The sequence below is a fragment of the Streptomyces sp. WM6386 genome, from assembly GCF_000972385.1.
In the GTDB taxonomy this organism is placed as follows: domain Bacteria; phylum Actinomycetota; class Actinomycetes; order Streptomycetales; family Streptomycetaceae; genus Streptomyces.
This window is the reverse complement of the sequence record NZ_JXTE01000756.1, coordinates 1-320: the sequence shown is the minus strand read 5'-3', so window position 1 is coordinate 320 and position 320 is coordinate 1. Positions and strand designations below refer to the sequence as shown.

At 72.8% G+C, this 320-nt stretch carries 1 pseudogene; it reads right to left on the bottom strand.

Going from position 1 to position 320, the window contains the following annotated elements:
- Nucleotides 1-75: 75 nt before the first annotated feature.
- Nucleotides 76-320: pseudogene (locus tag TN53_RS43535) on the bottom strand (monooxygenase); the annotation flags it as partial.

The following is a 320-nucleotide window of genomic DNA, read 5'->3' as shown; positions in this document are numbered from 1 at the left end:
GGCGGGACGACGTGACGACCACGTGACGCGGCCGGCCGACCCCTTCGAGGGGTCGGCCGGCCGTGTTGTACGAGGTCAGACCGCTGCCAGCAGCGTGGTCAGCACATTGCGCAGTGCCGACTCGGCGTCCGGGTCCGGCCCTGCGGACCGCCAGGCCACGAACCCGTCGGGCCGGACAAGTACGGCGCCGCCGCGCGCCGTTCCATGGACGGCCGACCAGTCCGTGTCGCCCTCGGGCGTCAGCTCGGCATCGGAAGCGCTGCCCACCCGGTACGAAGTCAGTGGGACGGACATCGACGCGGCGAGCCGAATGGCGGCCT